The sequence below is a fragment of the uncultured Sneathiella sp. genome (assembly GCF_963976355.1).
In the GTDB taxonomy this organism is placed as follows: Bacteria; Pseudomonadota; Alphaproteobacteria; order Sneathiellales; family Sneathiellaceae; genus Sneathiella.
Map to the genome: position 1 here is coordinate 1 of NZ_CAXBKA010000015.1, position 26,181 is coordinate 26,181.

Genomic DNA, 26,181 nt, shown 5'->3' on the forward strand with positions numbered 1-26,181 from the left:
CCCGCCTATCCAGAAGTCGTTCGTGCTCTGCCCGGGCGGCACAACAAACGCCCGGGTGATATCGCGAAGCTTGCGGCAGAAAAAACCGCCTTCACCTGCATGTTGCCGCTGTTTTCAGTCATTGAAAAAGGGACGCTCGCGGGGGAAAAAATCGGCAGCACGAAAATCCCCAGTGCCGACAGCACCTTTCCGACATTTAGAACCCCTATCCGGGACAAGCAAGGCAACGTTGTTTACTGGTGGTTCTGGGACGGGGAAGGTTTGCGCTATGATGCGGAACCGGATGCCTCGACCGATGGAATGCCGATGCGCGAAATCACAACGGCAGACACATTGATCGAAAAGCTTTCGGCGGCCTGATCAATACCCTTATGTCGGAATGCGGGTCGGGGGAACTTTACGTCCTTCCTCACCCGCTTTTCGCTCATCCTCTTCAAGATTATCCAGAATCAGAAGCATCCCCTTACGGATTATATCCAACTCGGAAGATGACAATCCTGCCAGCGCAACCTCGTTCACCTCTACGGCAAGCGGTTCAAGTTCGATGCGCAGTTCTTTGCCACGCTTGGTCAGAAACACATGCTGTTTTCGCTTGTTTCCGGCTAGCGTTCTTTTTTCAAGAAAACCAAGCGCTTCAAGCCGCTGCAGAGCCGTATGGGTTGTGGGTTCAGTTAATCGGGCTTCTTCACTCAACTCACGTTGTGTCAGACCTTCCTGCTCCCACAGGATGCGTAAAAATATCCACTGCCCGAACGTAACATGATGAGAGGCCAAACGTATTTGCAAAGACCGGTTAAAACCCCGAGTTGCCAACCGGATAATATGAGCAAGACGCTCTCGCGAATTGGGAACTCTGTTTTCTTTATCGGTCATGAACAAAACGACGCCCTTAAAGCCAACTGAAATATTTTGCGTTTGACTGATACAGTCGTCGTATAGAGGAGTCAAACATGCTTGATACACAGCATATCAAGCATGGTTGACGCATGCCATATTTACTCTGCTGTTTCATCCGCCGTGCGGGTCATTCCCGCAGACATTGCTTTGCTGTAACCCGGGGTGATGCGTGCATCGATAACGACAGCATTGCCCTGTCTGACATCCTCGAGTGCCACCTCAATTGCCGATTTCAAATCACGCGCATTGGTCACGGGACCAATGGCCTTTACCCCTTGCGCGCGGGCCATGGCGGCAAGATCGATATCAGGTCCGCCAATATGCTGACCGATCCATTTGTTTTCAACTGGACGTTCACGGCTGACGGCAACTTTTTCCTGATGGATTTCGTCATTATAGAATGATCGATTATTGGCAATGATCGCGAGGAAAGGGATACCGTAACGGGCCGCGGTCCAGAAGGCCGAAACACCCATAAGGTAATCGCCATCTCCCAACACGGCAACGGGTAGCCGATCTGTACCCTTCAGTGCCAGTGCTGCCCCGACCAGCATACCCGGCCCTGAGGCAATACCTGCGCCACCGTCATAGCCAAGATAGTCAAGTGGATGACGGAAATGCCACAAATCCCCGCCCCAACTCAATGGCAGACGAACAAGAGACACAACCTCGTTTTTAAGCCCATCGCCGAGGGCCGCAGCAAGGGTATCTACATCCATAGGTCCCAAATCATCTGTCAACTTTCCGGTACTCAAAGCCGGCAAGTTCTGCGGTTTCAATTGGGGTGTTAAACCGACCTCTTTACATAGTGTACGTATGACGATGTCGGGCTCAGCCGCAATATGCAGATCAGCTCGAACCGCGGCCTGATGATCAAGGCTCCAGCCATTGTGAAGTTGGTGATCAACCGATAGCTGAACGAGTGGTGCATTCTCGGCCTGAGCGCCAGCCTGTTTGAGTGTGCCCGCAACGTCTACCCAGTCAAAACTGACAATCAAATCAGCTTCGTTGAGGACTTTTGCACCATCAGGGGAAAGGAAAAATCCTGGCGTTCCGGAATGAAGAGAATGGTCTGTCGGAAAGGCCGCACCCAGTTTGATATCGGTGAGAACGCGAGCATTGAAATGCTCTGCCAAAGCCACTCGGTATGCCCAGTCATCTGCAGACCGAGAAACTCGGCCCATAAGAAATACTGGGGACCGGGACTCTTTTAGCCGCGTGTGAAGTTCCGCAAGCGCGTCGGGCAATAATCCCTGTGACACAGGCAACTTAAAACGCCTTGGATCGGGTGTCTTGATCGGGGCTGTGACAGCCTCTTCCTGTACTGCAACATCAAAACAAATATACACAGGAGCCATGGGTGCTGTTTTTGCAATTAAAGCGCCGCGAATCATGGCCTCAAGCGAAGCAGATAACGATGCAGGTTGATCATCCCATTTGACATATGGCCGAACAATCGCCGCCTGATCGCGCGACGTGTGGATCCAATCTATCCAAGGTCGGCGTTCCGTCGCATCGACAGGACCGGTTGCCCCAAAGACCATAACAGGGACTCGGTCACACCAGGCATTGTAGATAGACATTGTCGCATGCATTAAACCGACATTTGCATGCACAATCGCGGCCATAGGCCGTCCGGTTACCTTCGCCCAGCCATGTGCAATTGCCACGGTATGTTCTTCATGAAGGCACAACAGCATTTGAGGATTTTCGTTACCCAGATGATTAACAAGGCTGTCATGCAGCCCACGAAAACTGGAACCGGGATTAAGCGCGACAAATTCGACATCGAGAGCACGCAGCATCTCCGCGATCAGATCGCTCCCCCACAAGCCTGTTGTCTCGGATATGACAGGCCGCTCGACCTTTTCCATCTCTTCCTCCCGATTTTTTACTTTAGTTGGTGTTCTTTATAGTCTCCCATTTAAGTACTTCGATATCTAATATCATGTCAAACGGGTTTTCCGGTGCTATCTGCGGCTCTGATCCTCGTGACGGAGCAATCTGCTTCTGTTTTTCCGTCTGGGTAGCTAAGCGGGACTTCCTGCTTGTTTGGGAGCGGGTGGTGAGGCCGTCGCCGGGCACTTGAATGTGCACTGGAAAGAGGTGGTCGATAAATGCGCGGTTCGTGATGTCACTGCGACGTACTGCCCTAGACGATAAACAGACCTGCTCTTACACGCCGCAAAACCCTGTCCCTTTACTGGACCAATGGCGGCTCCACCCTTGACCAAACTCCGTATCCGCAATCGTGCTCAATACTACGAATGCGTGGCACTGTTTGAGGAATAAACTCTAAGAGCAGTCTGACATGCAGGAGAGGGAGACGACCAGCCAGTATCTCGGTTCGGAGAGTCATTTCGCCTCGATGGCAGATGACTCAATCTTGGTCAACAGTTTCAAAGCAATCTTGGCTATTGCCGGTATCTGATCTGAAACCGATACGCGCTATCACTGTCCGTCCAGACAGTTGTCTAGATAGTGTCGGGTTGTAAGCAGAGCTGGCAATCCATCTGCGATCATGACATCAAGGGGTTTCGCCCCAAGAAACAGCGGCCCCTGATTGGGCAGAAGGATCCAGGAGCGGGCGATCGGCGTGTCAAAATACAGCTCAAGGCTGCGATAGATGCCGATCAGTGCGCTCAGCCTGAGCATCTGATCGACAGTGATCCGGCCGCGATAATTCGGGCGGCGCGCGCCGCGCCATTTGCCCGGGGACATATCGGCAAGGGCTGCCGCCTGGAGGGCGGACAGCGCCCAGTTGTCTGCAATATTGCGATAGGCCTTGAGCGAGACCGCAGTCGCTCTGGAGTTCTGGCTGAAGTGCGCTGCCGTCATCGGTGCCTCCCGTTTTGTCTCTTCTGCCTGTCGACAGGCTGGAAATGTCGCCCCGTTTCGCCCATCATACAAGGGTGACATGGGTCGAGAGTTGGATGCATGAGAAGGGAGGTCCCTATGGATTCCACCAGCATCAATCTTTTTCTCTTTGGCACCGGGGCCTTTTTCGTCCTGCTGCTCATTGGCATAAAGATCGGCGAATATCTGGAAAAGCATCCGAAGCCGGACTGACCCTTTTCCCTGGGCGAAAGATAGGCGGCACGGTGCGGCCTGGCCTCTCGGCAAGCCGATCGTCTCGGAGAAGCCAAAGCCCGCCGGGGGGCGGGCTTTGACCGATGTCTGTCGGGGGAGGTCGTGACGACCAAACGTTACCAACAGCACAGATTATTAATATCTGCCTCGTTCCGGATACTGTCAAACGACGTTCTCCCTTACCAGTAATATGGCATAGGCAATCGATCAGGCAGCGGAACGAGTGTATTCCAGTCCTCGCCTTTGAGGATATGGCGTAAATATGCGCGCTCGCGGACACGCATGGGGGTGTGGACACGGCGTTTGCGCCACTCCTTGTTGACACCGTTCGGGAAGCGCGGTCGTGGATAGTCGCAATGACGCTCTTCGATCCGCTTTCCCTTCTGTTTGCGATAGGTACGTGACATCAATCGTCTCGTAGGTTGAAGCCTAGAAGACGTCGAGAAGCATATAGAAGAAGCCGGCCGGTGATGTGGTGCGACCCGGGCACATACAGTCACCCGGTTCGCACAAGGGCGTTCCGGGGGCATTGAGGGTCGCAAGCGCGGAGATGTCAGCTAAATTTTTGAACCGCCACTATAAGGGCGATGTGTCCGGGAGACAAGAGTTCCGGTGATATCAAGCCGCCTTTGACGAGGGTCGATGCAAGTCAAGCGGATCGCCGATTGTTTCGGGGGTGAATTTGTCCGTTAAGTACTTTTAACGGACAAATTCACCAAACAGCGCCTCCGGAAGGTGCTCAATGGCTCGGATTTTGTCGAGACTAAAATCGATATCGCCTACATGGTAAGTGGCGCCCACCAGAACATCAGCAATACAACTGTTTCAAGCTCAACTTGCCTATGTACCTCTCAACCTCATACGACCGCGCGTTACTACAACTTTACCTGTGCCAATCGTCCCTCCTCGTGGAACCACAGATCGCGGATTTTCGCATCATCACTTTTCGGCAGAGGATTGGCGTGACGTACACGGAACGTTGTCGGCAGATTGACGGAGGTTCCAAATACAAGTGCATGTTGCTTGGGTAGCGACGGTAAGCGTTTCAATACTGCGTCAGATATGAAAGGCGTCATTTGACGGATCTGAGAGAGGTCGTCCGGATTCTGAATGCGGTGAATGACAAAATTCGAGCATTGGGACAGCACCGTCTTGGAGAGTTCACTCGGTCGTTGAGAAGCTGCCAGCAAGAAAAGACCATATTTGCGACCTTCCTTTGCGATCCGTTCGTAGATGCTGCTTGCATCTATCGCATAGCGTGATGGCGCTTCAGCAATATATCGGTGAGCTTCTTCCAGAAGCAGGTGGACCGGGAAGCGGTTTCGCGGATCTGCCTTACGTAACAATCGAAAAGTCATCCGGGCAAGTACGGAGGCCACCAACTCAACCACTTCATCTTCGATGGCATTCATATCAACGATGATGATCTGGTTGTGCTTTGTCAGGTTATCGCCGACTGGTACCAGTCCGAGAAGCTCTTCCATAAAGACATTGAGCGATGGCGGAGCTGCATCGTTATGCAGTTCATATCGCAAAAAGGCATAGTCAGCCCGCTCTTTGAGCGACTTGAAGCGGGTCATCATCTGTGAACAATAGTCTCTGATTTGCCGGTTGCCATGCGCCTCCTCATAGAGGATTGCAAAGTCGAGGCATTCCTCAAGATCATCAAAGGTGAATGGTGTTTGGTCGTACGAAGGCAATTCAATATCTTCGCGCAGCTTTCCTCTGACCTCGTTCAGGAAAAGCTCTGTGTTTGTCCCTGGCGTGAAGTTTCCATACTGGGGATTTGCCCCATACTTTTCGAGCAGGTCTCTGTTCAGATCTTTGGTCGGATATTTCTGAAGCAGAGATACGACACGTTGGAATTTACTAACCGGCGAATCTCCGTCGGCTCCTCGGAAACATTCGAGAATACAGGTTGCGATGAAGTGCTCTTTGATCTCGATAGATTCTGCTGATTTTCGCCTAAAGAGACCTGTCAAACCCAAAGCTGTTCGCAGGACCGGGACCTGTGTTCGCTCGCTTGCTTGGAGAAGTAATTCCCATTCAGATTGCTCAAGGAACCAATGGGGTAAGCGAAAATGGCCATCAGTGGCAGATCCATCTAGCACGAGCCGGGATACGCCGATTGCGCCGCCTTCGGTCAAAGACGAAAGAGCTTGCTCATATTCACCATTAACGTCGAAAACGACGAAAGTTGCACCGCGTGCATGATGTTCGTCCGGCTTGTTGAACAAAGACTGGAGGATGGAAGCGACGGTGCAAGATTTGCCACTACCTGTGTTCCCGAGTACGGCGGTATGTCCGCCGAAGAAATCGTCAATCCTGACTTTAACGTCATATCCTTCGAAAATGACCGACTTGCCAATCGTTAATGCACGATAGCGTGTCGCATTTGGAGGCGGGGGCGGTGCATCATCAAGCGAACGAGCCGGTTCGAGGGGGATGTCCGTTTCAAATATCCGATCAAGTTCCGCGTCAAGAGCATAAAGAACGTCTGCATAGAGCGACGGAAATACTGACACGCCAAACCGAAACTTTTCGTCATGAGCCTGTGGCAGCATCCCAACCGGAACGACGTCAAGATATTTTGCTGAGGCCGCCTTGTCCAACTCGTCTTTAGAATACGTCGTACTTGCTACGTCCCGCTCCCTGAGGCCGATAACTTCGACAACAACATACTCGGCCTGGATCGGGACCATCATGAAAGAACCGAGCCGTGCCACATAATGCACATCGTCAAATCCAACGACTGTGAAATTGTCTGTTCCCGCATGCATCTCGACAACGAATTTGTCCGCCGCGACAGACACGACCTTGCCAATGGCGCGCTTCCGATCATCGCGGCTCATTGCTGAGCACCTTTCTTCGGTGTCATGACCTCAAGGACTTTTTTTACGGCGTCATCAATACGCTCAGTCGGTCGTTGCGGCATGAATTCATCAATGATGGTATCGAAAAAATGTGCTTTACGTCCCTCTTCTGGACCTTCTCCCCCGATTATCCAAATCCGGGGATCATTGAGCTTGCGAAGTTTGGCAATTTCACCCTGCATTCCAGGATCAGCGAAGATGACAAGCCGGAACGTAGGGATCGTCAGTGCCTGATAGATGATGTTGTTGATATGTTCGTCGCCGAAAGCATATCCCATTGTGAAAAGCACACTCTGCTCACGAACAATGCGCGACTGAAACTCGCGAAACAGATCGGCGTAAGGAGATCCCAAAGCCGAGTTTTGTTTGGCAGGCGTTGGATAGATCATCACTTTGCCGGGCACTTGCGGCGACATGGTTTCACGGATTGGAAAAAGGCCGTGATCATCCTCAGTCCAACTGATTGATCCATGAAGCTTGCCGAGATAGACAAACCCGTCAACTGCAGTCCATTTCCGACTTGTCAGGTCCAGTTGTTCCGCCAAGGCATAACGGAATGTCGCTGGGTTGAAGCGTCTTTCGACAACGCCAGAGAAGCCATTTGCATATGGCAACCCGATCCGGTCCATTGCTGTTTCATTGAACAGGTCATAGTTGGTCGTGAAGATCCAGGGTCTTGGCAATGATCGATCGCGTAGTACAAGTTTCCGATAGAAAGCCTCATACAGCGACGAGACGGTATTGTCGCCATGAGCAAATGCCCCGGCAGTACACTTGGTCCAAAGGAATGCCTGGACCTTCTCTATTATCGAATTGATTACGACAAGCTGAGTTTTCGCTTGCTCGGCGTTGCTCAGTTTGAGAGAAAAGCGAAGGCTGAACAAAAGTTCCATCAATCGTTCGAGGTTATGAGAATAATCGTCGGAGCTGATGTCAATTCCGAATTGGTTGAGCAATAGATTACGCTCGGCAGTGCTCGGGAAAGCCGCTACATCTGGATCTCTCTTCTGTGTGAATTCTTTGGCAAGGGGCGCCATTGTAGGAATACCGAGCTCTTTGTCATCCCTCCACGAAGAGGAGCAACCAGCCCCGAGAAGAAACGCAACGTTTCGTGCATTCAGTGCCTCTCCAAGAGCCTGACGTACCTTTTCGGCACCGTCAGACCATGCGTATTCTGTAATACCGCTATCGGTACTCCGAATGAAACTGAATGAACGCTTCGGCGCATCTTCTTCAATAGTGTCTGCCATGCCCCTCTCCATGCTCGAACCCAGATACCTCCCGACGCAGACCTGCAAGAACAAAACCTGTTGGCCTCGCAGGTCTTCTCGCTAATCCCTTGTCTAACCTATCTGCAGCATTGGGATGGGACCTATGCAACTTTTAAGCGTCAGGTGCAGCAATGTCACGGGTTACTTATCTAAAGAAACAGCCCAGGTTTTCAGGGGTCTCGCTCATTGATGACCAAGTACACACTTCACAGAAGTGCGGGCGACGGAGGTATGTTAGTCAGCCCAGATTTGCTCGGTGTGCAAAACAAGCAAGTACCGGTTCGGCAAAGCCTTTGGGTCTTGGGGTGCTGCTAAAGTTTCTCATAGACAAAGTTTGCTTTCATCAGCTGAACTTTACGACCGTTGTACATTTATTAGGTTACTGTAAAATACAAGTTGCGCGATGTTCGTAAAGATTGTCAACTACCCAGAGTAGTTTCAATCTTCCATCATGAATTTCATTCCTGAATATGTGAAAGAACTATGCAGTTCACTGTTGTTTCTTATGCTGATCGAGCCAAAACATACAAGTCCATCACAGGCCAACGCGAGGCTTTCCTCTTTCGTGATAACTGGGATGACTACGGGTTCAAAACAACCTTCTTATTGGTGTATTTCGATGAAAACGGGGCGCGAATAGACATAGGTGAAGTCAAGATCATGCAGGTTGGCGTGAGCAGAGGCTATACACCTATGGAAGATACATTCGATGTTCTTGATCAGGGCTATGCAGCTCTCGGACAGGGCCAAGATTATTATGAAACCCTACTCGAGTTGGATGAAGAGCCTCGATTGGAGATATTGAATTCACTTCGAGATGTCGTTTGGAATCAGGTCGCAAGAGACGAGATTCACGATGAGGTTGCTTATATTGATTCGCTAATGCGTAGTATCGGTGAAAAGCGCTTCGCTAAGTTGGTTAAGATCATCCTGAACGAAGCTGAACTGACGCCGTTTAAGTTTACTTATAAGTTTCCTAATGTGGACGAGCGAATTCTTTTTAAAGTTACTCCAAACAGCCGCCCACCGTCCAACATCCACGTTGTTATCGGTCGTAACGGGGTTGGAAAAACGACTCTCCTCACGTCTTTAAGCTCCTTATTGCGAAACGGCCGCGACAGACGTCTTGGTAGGTTAATTTTTCACGATGATGAAGACACTGCTGCGAAAGATCAATTCGCAAACCTCATTACAGTGGCGTTTAGCGTGTTTGACAAATTCGACCCGCCACCACGTTCACTAGCGGGGCTTCTGCGAAGCAGAAAAACCGGCACAAAAAGCGGAATACAATATAATTACGTTGGTCTGAAGAAACGTATTCGAAGAGGTGACGAGCGGGCCACAGGGAATAAGAATGACGCAGACCTCCAAAAGGACTTTGTCGAGAGCACATTGCGTTGCCTGCGCAGTGCCAGTCGGCCGCGTTGGCAAGCTGCTATGCGCATTCTTGAGGCGGATCCTCTATTTGCGGGGCTTCAACTATCGAAACTTCCAGACCTGCCAACAAACGAAATTGAGGATCTTGCTGGAGCGTTGTTTGAAAGTGCCAGTTCTGGTCATAAAATAGTCCTCCTAACGCTTACGCAACTGGCTGAATTGGTTAGTGAAAGAACTCTCGTTCTTATCGATGAACCTGAAGCTCATCTTCATCCACCATTGATAATGGCCTTTGTGCGCGCGCTTTCTGATCTTCTTAGCAAGCGGAATGGCGTTGCAATTCTGGCGACGCATTCGCCGGTTGTTGCTCAAGAAGTTCCGTCCGATTGCGTCTCTTTGATGTTTCGTCACGGAGGAGAAATTCAAATTGAACGACCGGAAATTGAGACTTTTGCAGAAAATCTTGGTGTTCTGTCCCGGGAAATTTTTCGGCTGCAGGTCACAGAAAGTGGCCACCATAATTTGATAGCGGATGCAGTCAAAGACGCTGAAGATATAGAGCAACTGATGGATATGTTTGAAGACAGGGTCGGGGCAGAAGGCAGAGCACTTGCCCGAGCTATGCTTCATAAGGGGCGTCGCCAATGATAAACATTGCTATGCCGCAATATGACGCAGGCACGGTCTTTGACGCATGCGCTACACGAACCAAGAATGTTGCCCGCCGAAATGCATTGCTTGCACAACGCCCTTGGGCAGAAGACCGGGCGGACATTTACCTCCAACTTGCTCAGCAAAATGCTCTGCACGCTTTTGCTCCACAGAACCCAAATGGCATAAACGCCTCTGAATTGAGCGGAATTTATACACGTGTATTGGTAAAAGGTAGAGAAAGGCCAACATATCTCAGCCTGAGGGGCTTGGCTCGATATGGACGTTGTCCCCTATGTGCGCAGCGTGATGTCAAGACTCTCGACCACTACCTCTCTAAAGACGATTACCCTGAACTGTCGGTTTATCCTGCAAACCTCGTTCCGTGCTGCTTTGCATGCAATCACGACAAGGGAACCTATCGGGCTGTAAATGCTGACGAACAGCTTTTTCATCCTTACTTTGATAATTGGAGTGAGTATCGATTGATCAAAGCTGCGCTGCACATTGGCGTCGGCGTTTCGGTTGCCTACTCCGTCCGGGCCGCACGCGGCGTCGATGGCGAAATTGTTGAACGGGCTCGGCGCCATTTTGCCCAGCTAAATCTTGGACAACTTTATGCAGATAATGCTGCAGTCGAACTGGTGGATCGCAAACAATCGTTCGAAGAGATTCATGGTGCTGATGGTCCCGAGGGGTTGAGAGAGGAATTAACTAGGGAGGCTCGCAGTCGAAGACGTCGCAACCGCAACAGTTGGCAGTCGGTTCTATACAGCGCACTCTCTCGCGACGATGGATTTTGTCAGGGTGGTTTTAATCGCATTGACGATCCATGAGTCCTGGTGGGGATCGTCATCATGCTAAGGGTCCTTCTTAAAAACCTGTTCGGGATGGACCGGTTCCGAGATTCGATCTGTTTTGTGATTCAGCTTATTGCAGCATCTGTCTCGACGAACAAGGTTGTATGAAATTCAGTTTCTCACCTTGGTATCGTATCACTTTTGCAATCCAGAAGCCGCTCCTGGATGTACCGGTTTTTATTCTATGTATTGAACAACTCAAACACAGAGAGAAAAACATGAAGATGAAGATTGTCGATATTCACGCAGATGGGGATGCGGAAGAAGAGTATATTGATCTGGAAGTGTTGGTGGATTGTAATTTGAAATTTTATGCGTTGACGGACTCTACTTACACAGCGTCGAAAGGGATTTCGAACAAGCACAAGCATTTCTACAAGTTCCCGACGCAAGAGGCATCCAAAGGTGAGCGGGTGCGTTTGAGAACCGGTAGGAAAGCAAAAGGGCCAACCTCAATCTCGGGAATTGATTACTTGTTCCATTGGGAAATGAAGTCGGCGGTCTGGAACGATGCTGGTGATGCGGCAACGCTATATGAATTGAGCGCATGGACAACCGTCAAAACTTGATGGTTGTCTGAATTTCAGTCAGGTGACTCAGTTGAAGCCCTTTTCTCGCAACCACTGAATAAATACCTCTCTTTCCTCGAAGGGCAGACTTCTGAAATCGGTTTCTGCAGGGGACAGGCGACTTTTTTATTTGATCCTTACTATAACCTTGTCTGGACCACTGACGGACATTGGTCGATAGGTCAATCGCCCGCGTCGACAAATCCCAGTTTGATTGAATCCCTTGGAACCACCCAGACAACCCGATCAACGAGACTTTGGTTGATCTGGGCTGACTTTGAGAAGCCCAGTGACGGATTGGCGACCTGGCCTGATTTCTCGTGCTCCCCAAGTTTCTTGGGTGAACTCTACTAAATCATCAAAAAGAGATTCGGATTCGGTGAAATTTTCTAACTTTCGCGTATTTTGTTGGATTTTCGCGTATTTTGTTAGCCAATCTACCCATAACTCGTTATTTTTATTCATACTTGTAATTCTCATATTTTGTTGAACTTTACACTTGGGCGGGGCTGAGCTTGTAGCTGATTGCCTGTTGTTCTGTGCGTCGTGCTGATGTTGGCTGGACGTAGACCAGACGAAAAGGTATGGCCGCGCAAGGACAGCTCCTGTCGGATGACCTGCAAGCCGAGATTAACTTCTCGCCGGGCAATGCCTTTGCTACCTGCTTGACCTGTCGGCCGACCCTCGAGATCTTCCGCCGTCACCTTTTCCCACGCCAACAGATAGCTGTCTGGATAGCGTTTGAGAGATCGTAGAATCTCATCGCGCTCTCCTGTACTTTCTGAAATGCGCAGCGGCTCCGGGACCCCTGGCTGATATAGAATGCGCTGACCTTGAGATGTTGCCTCAAGAACTTGCCCCGTACGAGAGAATGTCCCGACAAGATCACCCTTGGGTGTCTCAAGCAACACTTTGCCAGGATCCTTCAGCCCATATGCAGACAGGAACAGTTCTGAAGCATGGGCAAGATCTTCGACCGGATAGGACTTGTTGTTGGTCGACAGATAAAACTGTGCAGGCCTCGGCGGGACAAGATAATCCAGAGCATTACCCTGACGGCCATTCAGCAACCACTTGTCCAGCGGTTCCGCGATCTCACCGGCAATCCGGAACACACCCTGCGGACCGAAACCATTCTCGGCACAGTAATCGGCAATCGGGCTCTCTACCCGCTCTACGTCGCTTAGATACATGTTGGCGTCGACATGATCATTGAGATCTTCAAAGGACCGGATACGATCGGCTGGCATCCGGCCTTCTTCCATATCCTTGAGAATTTCTTTCTCGGCGATGGAGATTTGTCGGCCGATCATCCGGTACTCCTCATGCTGCCGTTCCGGAAGATCCTCAAGCGGAAGGGCCGCATACCGGATGCCGTCTGTTTTGTCCGGACCCAAGGCAGTGGTGTGCGCCACCGGGACGATTTGATAGGTTGTTGATCTGCCCCCGGCCAGTTGCTTTTCAACACAGCCTTTGCGGACCAGATCTGCGAGATGCCGTGTTGCGGTTGGCTTGCTAACGCCGGTAAAGGCACTGTATTTTTTGGCCGATAGCCCTTGTGGAAAGACGCCATCGAGAAGTTTGTTCAAAGCTTTGCGTTGCTCAGGCAATAACGCTGTCTCTTTAAACTTGTCCCAGTACCTTGCCTTATCCAATGTCCGGTTGGCCCGTTCACTGGCGACATCCATGGCATGATCAAGTCGCGACAGGAACCAGGACATCCAGTCATCCACCGACATTGATCCGGAATGACTGTTTTCAATCGCCCGATAATATCCTTTCCTGTCTTGCAATATTGCCGATGACATTGAGAAGGCACGGACGGACCCGGCATCTCCCTGGGCGAGCGCCAAATCAGATATCGCACGGCCAATTCTGCCGTTGCCATCATCAAATGGATGAATGACTTCAAACCAGAGATGGGCAAGCGCTGCCCGTTCAAAGGCACTGATGGAGCGATCATGTGCACTATCATTGAACCACTGCAGGAACCTGTTCATCTCTGCAGGCACCGTCTCTGCTGGTGGAGCCTCAAAATGGACAACAGGTCGATCTGATGGCCCCGAGACGATTTGCATCTGTCCCTTCGGTCGATACTTGCCAATATCGATTTTTTCCAACCGGAATTCATTTTCGGGGAAGAGCCACCGATGCCAGGTGTAAAGCCGCTCGGCGGTTAGTTCCCTGTCAGGATTGGAAACGGCATCGAGTACCAGATTGGCAACGCCGTTGGACTTATCCGTGACCAAACCTGGTGTCTGGTTTGTTTCGATCAGACCAAGCTTGTTGGCCAATGATGATCTGACGGAATCGCGATCAAGTCGCTCGCCCTCGATGGCAGAGGATGCAATAATCGTCTCAAGCAGCACATCCAGAGCTGAGTGTCGTTCATCAGCATCAAGTTTCACAAGAGCTGATAACTGCCCTTGTTTTCGATGCAAAACATCCAGCTTCGGGCGCAAACGATCCTTGTGCCAGTGAAATTCCGGCCACTGCTTCGATTGCCACATCCAGCTCATCAAATCACCTCACCTCTCAAATGCTCGATGAGCCGATTATTATCCTTATTCGGCTCACATGGTGATCTGAACATAGCTTATATTCGGCTCACGTGTCAATTGAAGGCATCTCAAGCGGATAAGAACTGACGGAGACACGAATGCCGGAATATAGGGTGTAAACACCGCCTAGCGCCCTAGACCAGAGCGTTTCGACCTGGTTCCAGCCTTTTGCTCTGGTTTCTGAACCGTTCCAGATGGTGTAACACCGCGCGATTTCAAGGTTTTGTTGATCATAGCCAAGCCGGCTTCAAGTTCGCGTCGCTCGATGCGCCTTGATGATGCGATTTCATTGCCCTCGGATTTTATGGTTTCAATGGCTCTTTGGTTGTTGTGCGAGAGCTCTCTAAGTTCACGGATGGTCCGTTTGTTGATCTCGCTGCGCGATCACTGCAGGCAGGACGTATCGGGGCTCATGGCCCGCACTTTGTTGCAGTCCATCTTCCCATGCCGCGAGCATCCGCGTGCCGATCTCACGGAAGGCGGGCTTCTCGTTCATGTAGGTCTGGATCTCGCCGCGCGTTCTATCAACTGCCTCGGCAACCTGATCAATCAGTTCACCGGCATAAGCCGGGGTCAGGTTGAGACGTCTGCCCAAGGTTATCAGTCTGTCACGATCGGGCCATTTCGAGCTGCCATCAATGGTCAAAGCCATCTGATCGCGCGGCATATAGGCCGAGGTTGTAACAATGTCATATACCGGCGCAAGTGTGGGCGCGTCATCGACTGATGAATAGGTCAGGGCGAAATTCTTAAGATGAGCATCGCCATTCCGCAAGATCGCATTCAGTGCCAGGAGTTTGAAGAGTTCCGGAGCTTGCTCGCGAAAACGACCTTCTCCGAGAAAATCAGCCGCACGTTTGATGATTGCCGTCTCATAACTGCCACGGTATTTGTCATCTGTGCCACGCCCGTTCAACACCGCGAAGTCTTCCATGCCAAGATAGGTGCCGTCGCGCGTGAGGTCGAAGCGATCAAGCACCAGCGCCTCCCCACCTTCCGACAATTGAAAGCGGGGAACACGCAGCCCTGCATTCTGAGCTGCACGCAGGCAGAAATATTCATTTGCTGCCAGTTCTGGATACTCTTTGGGATCCCAGAGTTTGACGATATGGGTTGCGCCACGGAAGCTTTGTGACAGTCGGGTGCCGATATCGCTCATGTTATCTCGGACAAGTACCTTGGGCTGGACACCTGATATACCGGAGTGGGCTGTGAACCGCTCAAGCAGATCGTCAAACAGCGTTCCATCCCGGCGGCTTTTGAGGATCTCATCGACAGACTGAAACGGCACGTCTTCGCTGAGCGTGTCATCGGGTCCGGTGTACCGTAGCCGCCCCATCTGGGTGCGACCGGCAACCGTCAGAAGGTCGAAATCATCGAAATGCCCCAGTGCTTTGGCAAATTGCTGGCGCAAGCGTTCCCGTAGATAACCTTCTGGCAGGTTCATTTCGAAAACGGGCAGGAGATGATGGTCGTCACGCCAGGCGTCCAACCGCACGGGCATGGTCAGCGAAACCGCACGCTCGGGCTCTGCTCCATGATCATAGGAAAATGTGCTACCCCGCTGATTTCGGCGTTCCAGCAACCCTGCAAGACGGTTATCACTCCAAATTTTGATCATTTCTCAAATCTTCCAGGGTTGGGCGCCGTGATTTAGCTGGCGCGATCGTCAGAGTGTGTCCAAGGGCGGCAAGCAGAGCACAAATCTTGCCAAAACCAAGCTCGGGCAGCTTCCCGGTTTCCAGAGCAACCAATATGGAGCGGGATATCCGCGCTTTTGCGGCAAGGTCCACCTGACGCATGCCTTGCTGTTGTCGCTGCTTACGAATTTCTGTGCCGATCTCGAAGATATCCATGACCCTACCTTAAGTCCAATATACAAGACATTATCATGAAGATACATCGAATTGTCTAGTATATTGTACATTTGATAAGATCCAAGAGGCGTGCCCGGACGTTGAGGATGCGCTGACCTGATCAGCCCGACGAACTTAGCCAGTAGAATATGCCAAGCGCCCCGATGACTGTAAGGATCGATAGCCACGGGAGGTTTATCTGAAAAAAATACTTCAAACCCATGCAGAGCGGCCGCGAGAAAAACTGCTTTCTAAACTTGATGGCTTCTTCGAGAGCGCTTTCGCGTGTGGCCAGAGTTCTTTGTGTGTCGCGGGCCTGATTGGCAAGCCTCAGCAGAATGCCTGGAATATTGTGTAACACCAGACTGTCGGGAATGGATGCTGTGTCCAGTTCCTTGACAAGGACCGGGAGCATCCGGGGGCTATGTTCGAGGCTGCTATCCTTCGCGAAAACCAATCCGAATTTAGCGTAAAAGCGCTCTCGACGCCGGGCCACTTCCCTATTGATGCCAATATCGATCTCTTTCACCCGCGCATCTGGCCATTGACGTACCCATTCAATGATCTGGTTCATCATAAGGGATCCTAAACCGAGACCCCGCAACTCATCAGGATCGAGAAAAAGAACTGAATCGACAACGGCGGCAAGGTTATCCCGTGCGGAGTATGATGCATCGAAGTAACAGCCACGTGTGGGCCTGTGGGCCTGCGGATTGGGTCGCAGGATGATCCAGCAGTAGACGCGCAAGGTCGCACCGCTCAGGTGCCCGTTCACATCGGAGGTTCGGGTTTCTTCCGGTTGCAGATAGACCAGCCATTTGCCTGAGAATGGATCTTCGGCATGTGTGGCGTTGATAGAAACGAGTGTCGGGGCCAGTTCTTTGGTGATCGATGTCATTCTATTCCTGAGGGGATCACGCTGCGCGTCGGCCCGTCTGGGTCATTATGCTGAGCAGGACAGGTGGCATCTTACCCTCTGCGGCTCCTAGGGCCGGTTCTATCGTCTCAGGATTGTCAAACCAGAGGATCTCGATATCTTCCGCGTTGGCATAGCTGGTCAGGGCATCAAGGTTGGCAAACGTCCCGTTTCGGACCATCAGCAGGCTGATGACCTGGTCCGTATCCATGCCCATCCGAGCGAGCAGGGCAGCGCTGAAGCGCTCACGCGTGCGCGTGAGATTGCTCACCGGGCATGCAATCTCGGCTTTGGCACAGCGCCATTTGGCATCAGTCCATGGGCGATTATGCATTTCGGCCATGGTTTCAACCGTCCATTCTTCCCCACCAAGGTCCAGGGTTTCAATCAGATGGATCGATTGCTCGTCAACGGCAACCAGTTCCACGGTAGCTTCGGGCTTGTCGTCGAAGATATCGGCGGAAAAACCACCATCTGAGGCATTAATCAGCAGATTTGCCCTTGTGTCATATCCAAGCTCCTGGAGCTGATCGATCACGACGGCGATGCCGGCATCCGGCTGGAATGCCCGTGGTGGCCGGGCGGGAGGGCTGGTTTCGGCCATAGGGTCCGAGAAAACGAGCCCCGACGCGCTGCTCTCCGGGCTTTCGTCCTCTTGTGCGGCTGGTTTAGTCTCTGTGGTTGTGGGCTTTTCTGGATCAAGCGAGATGGAGATCGGCCCGCGGGGTGCTTCCGGCTCCGTGGTTTCTTGCTGAAAGGGGCGCGGGGACGAAGTCACCCATTCAACACTGGCCTCAATGCGTGGTTTGGGAATTCGGACCTTGAGCATTCTTCCAACCCCCTTGCCAGCTGACCGCGACGCAAGGGAAAGAGGGTAGAAGATGTACAGAAGGTATCTCAGTTTCCCGGCATGCGACGCCAGGTACCGGAGAGGTTCGGGCAGGAGCTTCGCGCCAAGAACCAGTCCGGCACCCAGCACCAGAAGGCACGCAACATGCGTGATCAGCAAATACAAGTGGCCGACCTTATAAGCATCAAGTGGCAAGCTTAACAGCTGAGCGAGCCCTGCGCGGTGTGCTGCGGACAGCCAGTTGATATCAAACAGCGCATATATGACGCCAATCGACAGAGCTGCGGCAACGATCAGCCCCAAGAGGGCAGACAAAAAGCGGATCATGACAAGATCTCCTGCAGGTCTTTGAGGTATGGGCCGATTGTGTCTGACCACCATCTGATCCGGATCGGGTGAGGTGTGCCGAAACGCTGTGGGTTATTTTGAAGAATCTTGATGCAGGAATCCGTCTCGGCTTTTCCTTTACAGAAGCGCTCGATGCGGATGCGGGCCTTCTCGGGGTCGGGGTAAACGCCCGCCAAGGCGTTTTCCAGCGCCAGCCTGCTTTCGCGCAAGGCTGCCCGATCCACCTTTGGCTTGCCCCGAATTTTCTGTGCCGTCACGCTTGTGCCTACAGATCGAGGCTGTTGAGGCGATCCGGTCCGGCTCAGCGCCTTGTGGGCCTTGGAGAACCAGCCGATAGGCAGATTGTCAAGGTTCCCTGGCATGTTTTGCAGGTTGGCGGCAATCAGCCCGGGCAGGAAACTGCTGGTCAGCGTCCCGGCCGGGGGAGGGAGTTCCTGTCTGATGTCCGCGGGGATTTCATCAATCTGATACCATCCACGCGAAGGCTCAAGCACGGCCCACCCATCACCAACCCGTATGGCACTCCATTCGTCGGGCAACTGCGAAACCTGCGCATAGACCGGGTGCAAAGGATCAGGTGAGGGGCAGGCAATATAAGCCATCAGCTTACCTTATCAGTCCGCGTGATGTCTTCCTCATCAATCGGCGTCCAGGTGATAGACAGCTTTGCTGGTTTGTAAGGCGTAATGGCTTCGAGTGTTACAGCATTCATTCTGGCATCAAAATCAGACAATGTTCTAATTTCTTTTGCTGCAACTGTCCCTGCTTTTCCATGGGTGAAGGCCTGGTTATAAATATCTGTCAGCCTGCGAATATGAATTTCCTCACGCGGAACGAGCGGGTTTTCCCAGCCTTCTCTCAAAGCTGAGTCTGAAGAGATGTAAACATCTTTACCGAACTCATTTTTTGCATCTGCCCTGTTTTTCTCATACCAGCCGCCAGGGCTACTTACAGAGATCATGTAGCGGTCATCCTTACGACCATGGGCGGATATGGCTACCTCGATTAAGGAGCCCATATGAAGGTAGAGTTCTTGCAACACCGGGGTCAGGTCCAAGGCTTTAGCAACGGCTTCAGGAGTTGTGGCCCGTTGATCGGGGACCAAGCGAAGATGGTTGTCGCGGTAAAAGAACTGTTCATTGCAATTGCGTGTTGCCGTTTGGCCTCGAAAATCACAGATGAATTCGTGGGACTGGATATCAGACCCATCTTCAATGACAGATACTGTTACTTTGTAGATTTCAGGGGCATCATCCCACCAGCAACCAGCGAGTACGGCAACGACGGGTACGAGCATCATAAAGCGAAGCATGTTCTTAGTCCTATTCTTCAGGAGCCATCACGGTTGCGACCGATGCCGCTTTCGCGCATCGCCTGGGTAAACGATTTGGTCATCATGTCGGCGAATTCTTTTCTCTCTTGCGGCGAGCCCATCATATTGCCATTACCGCCTCCGGTTGAAAAGCGGTTACTGCCAATTGGACTGCCCCCAGTTGGGTTTGCCGGGTTGGGTGGGCGTGACCCGCCGCGAAACGGGTTGGTCGCGGCACCGATTGCTGAGCCGACCAGACCATGTGCTGCCAGCGATTGACCAACACCTTGCATACCGCCCGCCGTAACATTTTTATTGCCTCTCATGATGTCTTTCATGCTGGCACCAGCCCCGCCACCCCCGAACAAGGCGCCGCCACCATATTTCATGGCACCGGCAGCGCCCCCGGCAGCGGCCATTTTTGCACCCATGACAACAGCAGCTGCCGGACCGGGTCCATCGTTGGCACCTGAAATATTTGACGCCAAGGTTTTAGCTGACAAGTGAAGGAGAACAGAAAGGAACCCTACGACAATCAGCATTAAATATTCGGGGGAAAAGACAATCCAGTCGCCCTCTCTGGATAACTCTTCTGCCTGAGCACATTGCTGCTGCGTTAACTTTAGGCTTTGTAACGATGGAGAGGTTTGGTCGTAATAGGTTAGTGCGCCTACAGCATTACGAGGAGGGGCCCATGCAAAGCCAGGATCACACCAAACCTTATAGACTAACCCATCTAGACCAGCATTTCGCGAAGAACTAAGTTTCGTCTCAATATCGTCTTTGAAGTTTGCAATCGCGACCATCGTAAAGCCCATGGCGCCGGCAGCGAAAACCAGGGTAAAGAATGCGCCAATGAGAATGCGTATGCCAGCTGTGCTGAAAGGTCGGAAGAACTTTACCGGGAAGAGGGCGATGAGGATGGGGGTGGCCGTTGCCATTGCGACATATTTAAACATGGCTTCAGCCATGAAGGCTGCAAAAATACCAAGGACAAACAGGTAAGGTAGTGTGCCAATAATGCTCATGATCACACGGGCAACAGCACCAGGGCTAAGAATGGTGCCATTGCCATAGGCAATATCCTTCATCATCAGCAAAACATCAAACATCTGCTGCTCAATCAGATCAGCAAGAACAGCATAGCCATTCACGATTGTTTGTCCGCCGACGAGGATGGTCGCTCCCTGGGTGTCCATCGCATAAGGTAAGTCAGATAATGTTGCATAGGTTGGGAGAGCGCGGAGTATCTCAATTGCAATAGCGAGAGACATATCCTCGATGGCCCAGAAGACCTGGAGGACCACGGAGGTGCTTCCGACTTGAGACAGCAGAATGATGGCGATCGTAAAGCAGGCAATGGATACCTTAAGCCCTTCGGCTCTTTCTTTTCCCTTCTCGGGCTGGAAAACCATGCTGAGAAAAACCAGCGAGATGTAAAGCGTGCTGCCGGTCCGCATAAAGCTCAGCATGGCTGGGGCTAACGTATCAAATACACCCGTCGAGAAGGCATATTTAATATGATAGAGCTCATTGAAAAAGGGGCCGCTGTAGCTGCTCATTTTGTCCGCACCTGTCTGATCAAGAACCAGAGGCAGATTGCCCCTATGGGCCCGGCGACAAGAAACACCTTCATAATCGGCATGAAGGAGGCGGCCGCGATACAGACAAGAAGAATAAAGATCAGGATCGAGAAGCGATCACTGGTTGCTTTTTCTTCTTTCACATTCTGAACCGGCTTGCTCTTGGCAATGCGTGTGCTGTCAGCATGGGCCCGGACAAGCCATGGCATCGCAGCACCGGCCTCATGGACCTGCATGGTAATGCCATACTCAATTTCCGGGGTTAATTGTACGTTCTGCCGTGCAAACCATTGACGAATGTCGTCGGTAACGACTGAGATGTCATCAGCCCTTGGCATTGTGCCAAAGAGCTCTTCAAGCCTTGCATCGTTTTCCTCAGACATTTGCAGCCTCGGACAGTTTTGCACTTAGTGCACGAGCAAGTTCCTTGGAGGACTTGCCTTCCTTGATCATGTCATCGATGTCTTCGAGATCAATGTTCGGATCAATGACTGAAATGAGGGATGCAAGCGTCGATGTCGCCGCGGTCGCGCGCGCCGTCTCATGATCGGACTGTGTTGCTGAGACCTTATCGAGTTTCGTGCGCAATTGCGATGTCAGCGCCGCAGCGGACTTGGTTGGTATTTGGCTGCTTGCGGGTGAATGCGCGTTAATCCAGGTGCGCAGTTCATCGAGCATTTCCTGTGCACTGGTAATCGCTGTATCGAGTTTTGCGCGTGAGGCAGCCACAGTGCTCGTTGAGCGACGTGTTTTCCGGGGTGATTGACTAGCATTGGTTGACTGAGATGGTCCGTCAGTCGAACTAGTATCTGAGGGGTTCTGAGCTTGGGTCGTTTCCATGGTCAATCTTCCTTACGTGGCTCAAAGCTGAGACTGAAATTCAATTTCGGAAATCCGGTGCGGCTTTTGTCCTGATAGGTCTTCAATCCACACCAGCATGTATAAGCGAGTGAAACGCATGCCCACCCAAGACCGGCCACGCCGAAATATTGGCTTGCAACGGGGTAGAAAAGGCATCCTCCCGACACAGCAAGCAGAACAACCGGGGACATGCGTCTAAAGAAGGAGGTGGCAGAGGATGCGCCTGCGGTCATGCATTCCCCTGAGCATCTGTTTTTAAGTTTAAAGGCATTCGCCCGCGCAAGCATTCGCCCTTGCTGACAGTGATGGCTTCCCCGCCATCGCGCAGGCTTTGCAAGAAAGCTCTGAGCTGGGCAGATGCACGTAAGGCAAATAGGTCCGGATCAATCTGTGATTGGGGCAAAACGACCTCCCATGAATGATGGATTTGCCTTAAAAATATTAAACTACAAGAAAAATTGCAATTGCGTTTTTATAATACTGCATAGAGCACGCCCCTTCGGTAGACTGAGGGGCGTTATTTTCAGATAGGAGCTTGAGGCGAGTGAGAGAAAAAGCGGTATCGAGCGGCTTACGCTGGGCAGCTAAACGAGCTCTTATTGTTGGGCTTGCGCTTTGGGGATTTCGTTTCGCCGTCCTCGACCTTTACATGATCCCGTCAGACTCTATGGAACCATCACTGATCGCTGGCGATGTGGTTGTTGTGTCGAAGTTCACGTATGGAACAAGGCTGCCCTTTACCAACACACATCTGCTTGCAGCCCTCCCAAAGAGAGGCGACGTTGCTGTTTTTAAACTTCCGTCAGATGTTTCGCAGTTTTACATCAAGCGTGTGATCGGAATGCCAGGAGATAGCGTTCGGATTGCCCAGGGTCGCGTCTATTTGAATGGGAAGCGTTTGCCGCGCCGACAGGTGCAAGACTTTGCTCTTAATCGCACGACGGCTCCACCGATCAAGGTGCCGCAATATCTGGAAACTGAGCCGGATGGCCCGACAAGTTACCGTATCATTGAGACCTATGGGGATAACGGGGCGCGTGACACGACTGACACGTATTACGTTCCACCCGGCCATGTTTTCGTGCTGGGGGACAACCGCGATAACTCGGTGGACAGTCGGGTATTCGAACAACCCTATCAGTTTGTTCCGCTTTCCCTTCTTGTCGGCAAAAAGATTGCTGCATTTTAGAAAAGCGTCTGCCTAGAACATCAAACCGGCCACTCGTCTGAAAGAAGATTGAAGAGGTCCACCATATGGAGTTTTGTTCGAGTATGCCGGTAGGGGACTTTCTAGAAGAGGTCATCCTGTGTCATTTCCGACAGAAAAACATCTTTCAATGCGTTTTGACACTGCAAGTATCCAGTAGCGGAGCACTGAGCTGCTCGGATCGGTGTATCGCCAAGGTCGGCATGCTCTTCCTTCAACCATTGATCCGCCTTTTGATCGCCGAGCCATCGATGGGCCAGCCTGATAAGGCGTTCTAATCTTGCCTGCGGGGACCCCACACTTCCGTTTCCGTCCTGCCACTCAGGATCCTGATCCACCCGTGTCGGTGGAGTTGGCAGTGTTGGCTTAGGACCATAGGGCTGATGAATGTCACGCTTTCTGTTTCTGGAATTGTCGGCCGCGACTTGCATCGGGACGATTTCATCGATGCGCTCGAACCATTCGTGCAGAAGATCAGCAACCATACGGATTGTATTTTCCGAATAATCGTCGGTCTTTTGATAGGGAAGGGCGATCAGCTGATAATCCAGCACGCCGATCCGCGAACCTGGAAGGAGCCACAGCGCACTGCGCAGTTCTGTGTTGTGAAGGCTTTCATTTTCGGAAATCAGGACATCGTCTGGCCGGTCGGCTTTTGATGCGGTTTCGATCATCAAGGCGACCTTATCACCATTTTCCCGATGGATTGCCAGAATGTCGATCGCGACTTTCTCGATCCAGCAATCTGTTTCGATCTTCCAACCCAACTTGTCGAGGATCGCACAGGCCTCATTCACGAGATCTTCATGCAGAGCGCCGGTTGCCTTCCATTCGCATGTTCGTGCGGCGTAAGGAGCGTGAGAAAAGAACCTGGTTCCGGTAATTGGATGCTCGCGAGGTACAGCCGTGCCGCCACAGCAAGGTAGGGTCAACCGTCCATCTTTGGCTTCCCGTTTCCAAAGCGTCCAGAGCTCATCAGATGCCTGAAAGGCATAGACGTTGGTTTCATGATTTCGAGCACGCTGCGCCATTGATGATCCTCCAGATTGCAGTCAACCGATTACCGGAAGTGAAAACAGCCTTTTTGCCCCTTATTGGGCCTCAAAATCGCATTTCGCATAAATAGATATGTGAGCACATGTTGTGCTCCGTAACCCAAAGAGGATTTAACATATGAATATTCAAACGACGACATTCCAACAGATGATGAACCTGATTGCTGATGCTCAGCAACGTCTCCAATTTACAGCTGATCTTACCGCCCGTCACGCGATGGCAGGCGTAAGTGACACTTGGTTTGGCAAGCTGATCACCTGTGCTCACGCCCGCAATCTTGATCACCTGGCTAAGGTGGACTCTATGGTGACGCAGTGGGCGACATATCACGGTTATCTGACTTAATCGAGGAGGCGGGCAGTGTGCCCGCCAAACCGGCCTGCACGGATGTGTAATTACCAGCCCGGGGGCGTAGCCGGGAATGTGATATCGACCTGCAGGCAGTGACCATTTGGGTGTTCATAAATGTAAAACCCTCCCGCGTTGATGTAGTAAACCGGTTTCCCCTCGACTTCGCCAAGTTTGTCGGCCGATGTTTCATAGTTCCCTTTGAGATAGTCGGACATCAAGGGGCCACTGACTTCAAGTATGCACTCGTTAACCAGTCGTTCCGGCGTCAAGTCGGGGTCAAACGCCTCGAGGATATCGTTTGGATTGTTTGAATCTGCCGCATAGGCCCGAAGTTCGTTCCATCGTTCAGTCGGCAGCGCCTGCAAATGCCTGGTGACCAGTTCCTCGAAGCTTTCACTCGCGACTTTGGGGATCAAAGGCACTGTGGTGGTCAGGTCGCTGCATCCAGGAACATTTCCTTGAATGCGACGCTCCATAACTTGTTGCGCCAGTGCATCGTCTTCTGGGTTGAGGTCACATTGAAACCAGCGGGCGAAATAGAGCAACTCTTCGAGCTGTGCATTCAGCGCTTCGGGGATATTGAAGACCTTCCAAGGTTGAGGGTGGTTTTCGCACTCCCGCAATATCTGGCGCGCCCTTTGCATCTCCTCCAAAAGCACTGACTGGATGCTGGCGATAGCATCGTCGGAGAATTCAAGATCAAGGTATGCATTGGCATCTGCAAAAAACGTCCCAGCAGGTCTTGGGTCCTGTGCGCTCAACTCATGAAGCCCTGGAAATTTTTCTGAAGGACATAACAAGGGGTGAATCGCCTTCTTCTTTTGCCGTTTCAACTTGGCATAGGCGTTGTTGAGGAGGGCGTCGAACAGGAACTGGAAGCCGTGACCGTTAAGAGTGCATCTGGCTGTCATGGGCGTGGACCTTCCAGCTGGATCATTGGGCCCTCTGCCACCCAACGCTGATACGCTTGTCGCTGAAGAAATTCGTTGTCAGTTTCATTCAGAACGAGTGGGCCAAGACTTTTTGGTTCGCGGTGTGGCAGCGGGGCCAATTTTACCCATGTACTTCTCATGCCGAGCCAGCGGAATATGCGGGGTGGATTGATAATCTTTCCAAGGCTTGGTTTTGCCATGCGCAATAAGAGCTCACGCCATTGCGATGTGTTCTGCTCCTTTCCGATGAACTCGCCGTATAAGCGTCGTCGACTGATGTATTCGGCAACCAGATCACAGAACCTCTTCCATTGAGGCCAGACGTTGTCATTGTCTAATGGGTTTATCCACCGTGCCGGCACTGAGAGTGTCTGGAGCCTGATATGGATGCCCATGCATTCCTGATGAAGCACCTCAGCGAGAGCGGTATTCTCCGCCGGGTCATCGTGATAGGGCAAATGGCCAGCAATGATCTCAGGAAAGTTCTCGAGCTGGGCTGCCAGATCGGCAAGAAGGCGCACCACCAGTTCTGTGCTGGCGGGAGTGTCAATCGTGTTGTTATCAATGACATTGATACGCGCGCCAAGCGACCTTTGAAAAGCAAACCAGGCAAACAGAATTTCTTGAGCTCGCTTGCGCGGGCATGTTTGTGCGTCAGTCATCTCAGGTCTCCGATCTTTGGATGCAAGAAGGTCTATGGCTAACTGTAGAGGATTGCACTTATCGGCGGCCAAACTCGCACTCATCGCGCATTTCTGGT

At 51.7% G+C, this 26,181-nt stretch carries 26 protein-coding genes; 6 read left to right on the plus strand and 20 right to left on the minus strand.

Annotated elements, in window-relative coordinates:
- The coding region (locus AAC599_RS19485) for a hypothetical protein (RefSeq protein ID WP_340152063.1) at positions 1-360 on the plus strand (360 nt) is incomplete at its 5' end.
- A 9-nt stretch (positions 361-369) separates the two neighbouring features.
- Here the strand turns inward: AAC599_RS19485 and AAC599_RS19490 are convergent.
- The 6 genes from AAC599_RS19490 to AAC599_RS19515 all read right to left on the minus strand — a co-directional run bounded on the left by AAC599_RS19490 (position 370) and on the right by AAC599_RS19515 (position 8,110).
- Positions 370-873, minus strand: coding sequence for a MarR family transcriptional regulator (locus tag AAC599_RS19490; RefSeq protein WP_340152064.1), 504 nt, complete (start codon positions 871-873; stop codon positions 370-372).
- 122 nt (positions 874-995) lie between these two features.
- Positions 996-2,771, minus strand: a complete 1,776-nt coding sequence (locus AAC599_RS19495; RefSeq protein ID WP_340152065.1) for a thiamine pyrophosphate-binding protein — start codon at positions 2,769-2,771, stop codon at positions 996-998.
- 577 nt (positions 2,772-3,348) lie between these two features.
- Positions 3,349-3,735 (minus strand): hypothetical protein, encoded by a 387-nt coding sequence (locus tag AAC599_RS19500; RefSeq protein WP_340152066.1) that lies wholly within the window; start codon positions 3,733-3,735, stop codon positions 3,349-3,351.
- A 431-nt stretch (positions 3,736-4,166) separates the two neighbouring features.
- Positions 4,167-4,394 (minus strand): hypothetical protein, encoded by a 228-nt coding sequence (locus AAC599_RS19505; RefSeq protein ID WP_142994641.1) that lies wholly within the window; start codon positions 4,392-4,394, stop codon positions 4,167-4,169.
- A gap of 468 nt (positions 4,395-4,862) precedes the next feature.
- Positions 4,863-6,839 carry an ATP-binding protein gene (locus AAC599_RS19510; RefSeq protein WP_340152067.1) on the minus strand — a complete coding sequence of 659 codons (1,977 nt, stop codon included), beginning with the start codon at positions 6,837-6,839 and terminating at the stop codon, positions 4,863-4,865.
- Positions 6,836-8,110: an SIR2 family protein gene (locus AAC599_RS19515; protein ID WP_340152068.1), complete on the minus strand. Its 1,275-nt coding sequence runs from the start codon at positions 8,108-8,110 to the stop codon at positions 6,836-6,838. Before AAC599_RS19515 ends, AAC599_RS19510 begins: the two co-directional genes overlap by 4 nt.
- A 504-nt stretch (positions 8,111-8,614) precedes the next feature.
- Here AAC599_RS19515 and AAC599_RS19520 point away from each other — a divergent pair.
- From AAC599_RS19520 to AAC599_RS19530, 3 genes are all read left to right on the plus strand, one after another.
- Positions 8,615-10,156 (plus strand): AAA family ATPase, encoded by a 1,542-nt coding sequence (locus tag AAC599_RS19520; RefSeq protein WP_340152069.1) that lies wholly within the window; start codon positions 8,615-8,617, stop codon positions 10,154-10,156.
- Positions 10,153-10,995, plus strand: a complete 843-nt coding sequence (locus AAC599_RS19525) for a hypothetical protein (RefSeq protein ID WP_340152070.1) — start codon at positions 10,153-10,155, stop codon at positions 10,993-10,995. Before AAC599_RS19520 ends, AAC599_RS19525 begins: the two co-directional genes overlap by 4 nt.
- A gap of 128 nt (positions 10,996-11,123) precedes the next feature.
- Positions 11,124-11,588, plus strand: a complete 465-nt coding sequence (locus tag AAC599_RS19530; protein ID WP_340152071.1) for a hypothetical protein — start codon at positions 11,124-11,126, stop codon at positions 11,586-11,588.
- A gap of 246 nt (positions 11,589-11,834) precedes the next feature.
- Here the strand turns inward: AAC599_RS19530 and AAC599_RS19535 are convergent, their stop codons facing one another.
- The 11 genes from AAC599_RS19535 to AAC599_RS19585 all read right to left on the minus strand — a co-directional run bounded on the left by AAC599_RS19535 (position 11,835) and on the right by AAC599_RS19585 (position 21,743).
- Positions 11,835-12,053, minus strand: coding sequence for a hypothetical protein (locus tag AAC599_RS19535; RefSeq protein ID WP_340152072.1), 219 nt, complete (start codon positions 12,051-12,053; stop codon positions 11,835-11,837).
- Positions 12,054-12,064: 11 nt separating this feature from the next.
- Positions 12,065-14,107 (minus strand): Fic family protein, encoded by a 2,043-nt coding sequence (locus tag AAC599_RS19540; RefSeq protein WP_340152073.1) that lies wholly within the window; start codon positions 14,105-14,107, stop codon positions 12,065-12,067.
- Positions 14,108-14,498: 391 nt separating this feature from the next.
- Positions 14,499-15,770 carry a type II toxin-antitoxin system HipA family toxin gene (locus AAC599_RS19545; RefSeq protein ID WP_340152074.1) on the minus strand — a complete coding sequence of 424 codons (1,272 nt, stop codon included), beginning with the start codon at positions 15,768-15,770 and terminating at the stop codon, positions 14,499-14,501.
- Positions 15,751-16,005 (minus strand): helix-turn-helix domain-containing protein, encoded by a 255-nt coding sequence (locus tag AAC599_RS19550; RefSeq protein WP_340152075.1) that lies wholly within the window; start codon positions 16,003-16,005, stop codon positions 15,751-15,753. Before AAC599_RS19550 ends, AAC599_RS19545 begins: the two co-directional genes overlap by 20 nt.
- Before the next feature lie 121 nt (positions 16,006-16,126).
- Positions 16,127-16,903: a hypothetical protein gene (locus tag AAC599_RS19555; protein WP_340152076.1), complete on the minus strand. Its 777-nt coding sequence runs from the start codon at positions 16,901-16,903 to the stop codon at positions 16,127-16,129.
- Between the two features lie 16 nt (positions 16,904-16,919).
- Positions 16,920-18,098, minus strand: a complete 1,179-nt coding sequence (locus AAC599_RS19560) for a hypothetical protein (RefSeq protein WP_340152077.1) — start codon at positions 18,096-18,098, stop codon at positions 16,920-16,922.
- Positions 18,095-18,721 (minus strand): hypothetical protein, encoded by a 627-nt coding sequence (locus AAC599_RS19565; protein WP_340152078.1) that lies wholly within the window; start codon positions 18,719-18,721, stop codon positions 18,095-18,097. Before AAC599_RS19565 ends, AAC599_RS19560 begins: the two co-directional genes overlap by 4 nt.
- Positions 18,721-19,431 (minus strand): hypothetical protein, encoded by a 711-nt coding sequence (locus tag AAC599_RS19570; RefSeq protein ID WP_340152079.1) that lies wholly within the window; start codon positions 19,429-19,431, stop codon positions 18,721-18,723. The genes AAC599_RS19565 and AAC599_RS19570 overlap by 1 nt, the downstream gene beginning before the upstream one ends.
- 17 nt (positions 19,432-19,448) lie before the next feature.
- Positions 19,449-20,993, minus strand: coding sequence for a hypothetical protein (locus tag AAC599_RS19575; protein WP_340152080.1), 1,545 nt, complete (start codon positions 20,991-20,993; stop codon positions 19,449-19,451).
- On the minus strand, positions 20,990-21,397 hold the full coding sequence (locus AAC599_RS19580) for a hypothetical protein (RefSeq protein ID WP_340152081.1): 408 nt from the start codon (positions 21,395-21,397) through the stop codon (positions 20,990-20,992). Before AAC599_RS19580 ends, AAC599_RS19575 begins: the two co-directional genes overlap by 4 nt.
- On the minus strand, positions 21,390-21,743 hold the full coding sequence (locus tag AAC599_RS19585; RefSeq protein WP_340152082.1) for a hypothetical protein: 354 nt from the start codon (positions 21,741-21,743) through the stop codon (positions 21,390-21,392). Before AAC599_RS19585 ends, AAC599_RS19580 begins: the two co-directional genes overlap by 8 nt.
- Before the next feature lie 676 nt (positions 21,744-22,419).
- Here AAC599_RS19585 and lepB point away from each other — a divergent pair.
- Entirely contained in the window at positions 22,420-23,064 is a 645-nt protein-coding gene (gene lepB / locus AAC599_RS19590; RefSeq protein ID WP_340152083.1) for a signal peptidase I, read from the plus strand.
- A gap of 101 nt (positions 23,065-23,165) precedes the next feature.
- Here the strand turns inward: lepB and AAC599_RS19595 are convergent, their stop codons facing one another.
- Positions 23,166-24,113: a hypothetical protein gene (locus AAC599_RS19595; RefSeq protein WP_340152084.1), complete on the minus strand. Its 948-nt coding sequence runs from the start codon at positions 24,111-24,113 to the stop codon at positions 23,166-23,168.
- 142 nt (positions 24,114-24,255) lie between these two features.
- Between AAC599_RS19595 and AAC599_RS19600 the strand changes: the two genes are divergently transcribed.
- Positions 24,256-24,483, plus strand: a complete 228-nt coding sequence (locus AAC599_RS19600; protein ID WP_340152085.1) for a hypothetical protein — start codon at positions 24,256-24,258, stop codon at positions 24,481-24,483.
- Positions 24,484-24,533: 50 nt separating this feature from the next.
- On the opposite strand, the gene AAC599_RS19605 is transcribed toward AAC599_RS19600, so the two are convergent.
- Both AAC599_RS19605 and AAC599_RS19610 read right to left on the minus strand, forming a co-directional pair.
- Positions 24,534-25,400, minus strand: a complete 867-nt coding sequence (locus AAC599_RS19605; RefSeq protein ID WP_340152086.1) for a hypothetical protein — start codon at positions 25,398-25,400, stop codon at positions 24,534-24,536.
- Positions 25,397-26,181: hypothetical protein (locus tag AAC599_RS19610; protein ID WP_340152087.1), on the minus strand; the 785-nt coding region annotated here is incomplete at its 5' end. The genes AAC599_RS19610 and AAC599_RS19605, both read right to left, overlap by 4 nt.